The sequence below is a fragment of the Aminobacter aganoensis genome (assembly GCF_014206975.1).
In the GTDB taxonomy this organism is placed as follows: Bacteria; Pseudomonadota; Alphaproteobacteria; order Rhizobiales; family Rhizobiaceae; genus Aminobacter; species Aminobacter aganoensis.
On the sequence record NZ_JACHOU010000041.1, the window covers coordinates 1 to 3,526 of the forward strand.

Genomic DNA, 3,526 nt, shown 5'->3' on the forward strand with positions numbered 1-3,526 from the left:
GATAATCGTCACTTGATTTTGGCACTTGATGCGAGAATGTTCGACCGCATGTTTTTGCGTTCGGGAACAACGATGTCTGATCCCCTGGTCGATGAAATCAATGACGTTGACTGGGATGAGGCGTGCCGGAAGGCGGACGCAATCCGTGATTTCATGCGTCGAGAGCCTGGCCCGACAAACGCAGCCCGGATACGAGAGCTTGCCGGCGAGCTTCGGCTCAGCCAGGCATCAGCCTATCGCTTGCTTAAGCTATTCCGGGAAGGCGGGACAGTTCTCTCTCTTGTCGGGCGCAAGCCCGGTCGGCGCATCGGTCACCGGATGCTCGACGAAGCGCGCGACGAAATCATCCGGGCCGAGATCAAGCGCTTCTACCTGAAGAAGAACCGCCCATCTATATCAGCCCTGGTGCGTGAGGTGAACGCGAGCTGTCGCGCGGCAGGCTTGGCGCCACCTCATCGGAGAACAATCGTCGCACGCATTGAAGACGTCGATCTCGCCAAGCGGGCCAAGGCGCGCGGAGAACCGAAGATCGAGAAATCGACTATTGCCGTTCCGGGTAAGTTCGAAGTTTCGAGACCGCTGCAGGTCGTCCAGATCGACCACACCAAGGCCGATATCTTCGTCGTTGATGAAGAGGATCGTCGACCGCTCGGGCGCCCGTGGCTGACATTGGCCATGGATGTCTGCAGCAGGATGGTCACCGGCTTCTACCTCACCATGGCGGCGCCATCTCGACTGTCGACGAGTCTTTGCTTGCTGCATTCGGTCTTTGACAAATCTGCGTGGCTTCGCGAACGCGAGATAGCAGACCCCTGGCCCGTCGCTGGCCTCCCGGATCGGCTCCATGTGGATAATGGCCGCGACTTCCGTAGCCGCGCATTCCAGCGCGGCTGCGAGGATGCCGGTATCGAGATTGACTGGCGGCCTCCCGGCGAGCCCCGCTTTGGGGGCCACATCGAGCGCCTGATCGGCACACAGATGGGCAAGCTTCACCTGCTCCCCGGCACGACATTCAGCAATCCTGACGAACTGGGCGAGTACAATTCTCGTCGACATTCGGCATTCACGCTGCGCGAACTCGAGCGCTACATCGCTCTCGACATTGTCGGCGACTACCATCAATCGATACACGCCAGTCTCAAACGACCCCCGATCGCTGTATGGCGCGAGCATGAAGGTACAATCCCGCTACGGCTTCCACAGGACCGAATGCATTTCTGGCTCACCTTCCTGCCCGAAGACGAGCGGACGCTGCGACCAAACGGCATCCACATCTTCGGATTGCGGTACTGGTCCGCCGCCTTGGCTGCGGATGTTGGACGGACCGGCAAGCGGCGGCTGTTGATCAAATATGACCCGCGAGATCTGTCGCGCATATTTGTCCGGCGTCTGTCGGGCAACTTCGTGGAGGCCCGCTATGCCGACATCACCTTGCCTTCGATCACGCTCGCTGAAGCCAAGTCGTCGCGAGAATGGCTGTTGGCGAAGGGAAAACGCGAAATCGATATGGGAACAATCGTTCGTACCGCCATGGCTCGGCGCCAGTTGGTGGAAGATGCGAAACGGATGACGGCTACGGTGCGGCGTGGCAAGGCAGTCGGCCGCAAGCCAAGGGTGGAAGATCGCGAATGGGGCTCGCTTCGCGGCGTCGACTCCAGCAAACCCGTACCCTTTGTCGAGGATACGGATTGAGCTGACATGAACGATGAAATCTCTCACCTGACCGCAGGCGCGGCGGCTTTGCTTGTTGAAACGGACGAGCGGCGCATTCGCGCAATACGATCGCGCCGCTGGGTGCTCTACCCACGCGCCAAGCAGGCTCTCGATCGTCTGAGCGCGCTCCTCGACCACCCGCGCGGCACGCGCATGCCCTCGATCGCGATCTATGGCGACAGCGGCATGGGCAAGACGATGATCATGAAGCGCTTCCGGGACGAGCATCCGCCGAGCTTCAATCCGGTGACGGGAACACTGAAGACCCCGGTCCTGGCTATGGAAATGACCAGCCGGCCCGGCGAGCGGCGGTTCTATGCCGAGCTCCTGACCCTTCTCGGCGCGCCGCAGCGGCCGCGCGCCGACATCGCCCAGATGGAGCAGGCGTCGCTGCGGATCTTGGAGGCCATCGGCGTGCAGGTTCTGGTCATCGACGAGGTGCACAACATCCTCGCCGGAACCTACCGTGAGCAGCGCATAGTGCTGAACACGCTGCGTTTCCTCAGCAATCGTCTGCATATCTCGTTGGTCTGCTTCGGCGTCAACGAGGCGCGCGAGGCGATCAGCGGCGACGTCCAGCTTGCCCGCCGGTTCGAGCAGTTCACCCTGAACAGGTGGGCCGCGAACGAACAGTTCGAGACCCTGGTGACGTCGATCCTGCGCAACACGCCACTACGCCGGCCGTCGGTGCTCACCCCGAAATCGTTGCGGCGGATGCTACAGATCACCGAGGGCATCACGGCCAACATCTTCCACATGGTCAACAACCTCGCGGTCGACGCCATCGAGACCGGCAACGAGCAGATTACGAACGAAGCGGTCGAGAACTGGGAGCCGGAGTTCGATGCCGAGGCGGCGTTCGCATGATGGAGAACGCGCCGCCACGGCAGTTGCCGGTTCGATTGCCGCCCGTCGCCAACGAGCTTCTGTCCTCCTGGATCGCCCGGCATGCCGCCTTCTACGCGGTCCCTCCGCTGGTGATGCTGCGGCATTGCCTGCCGGAAGTTCGCTCGCTGCGAGCCGCCGATCTCCATTTGAGCGTTGACCAGGCAATCCGCCTGGCCGGCATGTTTGCCACCGAGCCGGCTGGCGTGCGTCGAATGACCTTCACCAATGTCGCGCAGTCGTCACGCCGGCTGATCGCCGTCAGGCCACAGCAGTCCTGCCCGAACTGCAGCGCCCGTCGCACGGAACCGGAGCCAACCTTGAGAAGCCAGCTGGTTGGCTGGCGCCTCACCTGTCCGGCCTGCAGAGGTCTGTTCCGGGACACCGACGGGCGCGAACTCCCCTCCCCTTTCCGGCAATATCGCGCTGCGGCTATTCGGGGCGAACGGCTGCTCGACGACGAGGCCGAACATGGTATCGTGACCTGGACATCGCCTACCGAAATTGCTCGGCTTCTCCTGATGCGACGCATTCCAAGACCTATTCCCCGCGAGAGCGACCTTTGGCGCTTCAGGGTGCTCGGCGCCATTATTCCCGATCTCGATGGCATCGTTGCCGCGGAACAGGAGAACCTGCCCACGCCCGCAAGCCCGATCCTTCGGCTTCACATGCGACCCGCGCTGCTGGCCGGGATAGCAATTGTCGAGCGTGCCGGACCGGAAATGCTCCGAATGCTGCGCCATCACATGGTGGGCGACAATAGGTTCCGATTCACCGACACCACCGAACGAATGATAGCCCAAGCCCACTGGCCGAGGCCCTCCGTGCAATTGCAGTTAATTTGAGAATCCTGCAGTCCAGATTCTCATGAATAAATGACCAATTCGAGCCAAACCGGTGCATTCTTGCGGTTAACTGCTAAGCGACA

3 protein-coding genes are annotated in these 3,526 nt (G+C 61.4%); all 3 read left to right on the forward strand.

Going from position 1 to position 3,526, the window contains the following annotated elements; translation table 11 throughout:
* On the forward strand, positions 1-1,692 hold a 1,692-nt coding region (locus tag GGR00_RS28065; RefSeq protein WP_343065664.1), incomplete at its 5' end, for a Mu transposase C-terminal domain-containing protein.
* 6 nt (positions 1,693-1,698) lie between these two features.
* Positions 1,699-2,580, forward strand: a complete 882-nt coding sequence (locus tag GGR00_RS28070; RefSeq protein ID WP_184702834.1) for a TniB family NTP-binding protein — start codon at positions 1,699-1,701, stop codon at positions 2,578-2,580.
* Complete coding sequence (locus GGR00_RS28075; RefSeq protein ID WP_184702836.1) at positions 2,577-3,443, forward strand: TniQ family protein; 867 nt, start codon at positions 2,577-2,579, stop codon at positions 3,441-3,443. The genes GGR00_RS28070 and GGR00_RS28075 overlap by 4 nt, the downstream gene beginning before the upstream one ends.
* Positions 3,444-3,526 lie beyond the last annotated feature (83 nt).

Coding starts and splice junctions, on each gene's coding strand:
- GGR00_RS28070 (WP_184702834.1), top strand. CDS start 1,699: ATGAACGATGAAATCTCTCACCTGACCGCAGGCGCGGCGGCTTTGCTT.
- GGR00_RS28075 (WP_184702836.1), top strand. CDS start 2,577: ATGATGGAGAACGCGCCGCCACGGCAGTTGCCGGTTCGATTGCCGCCC.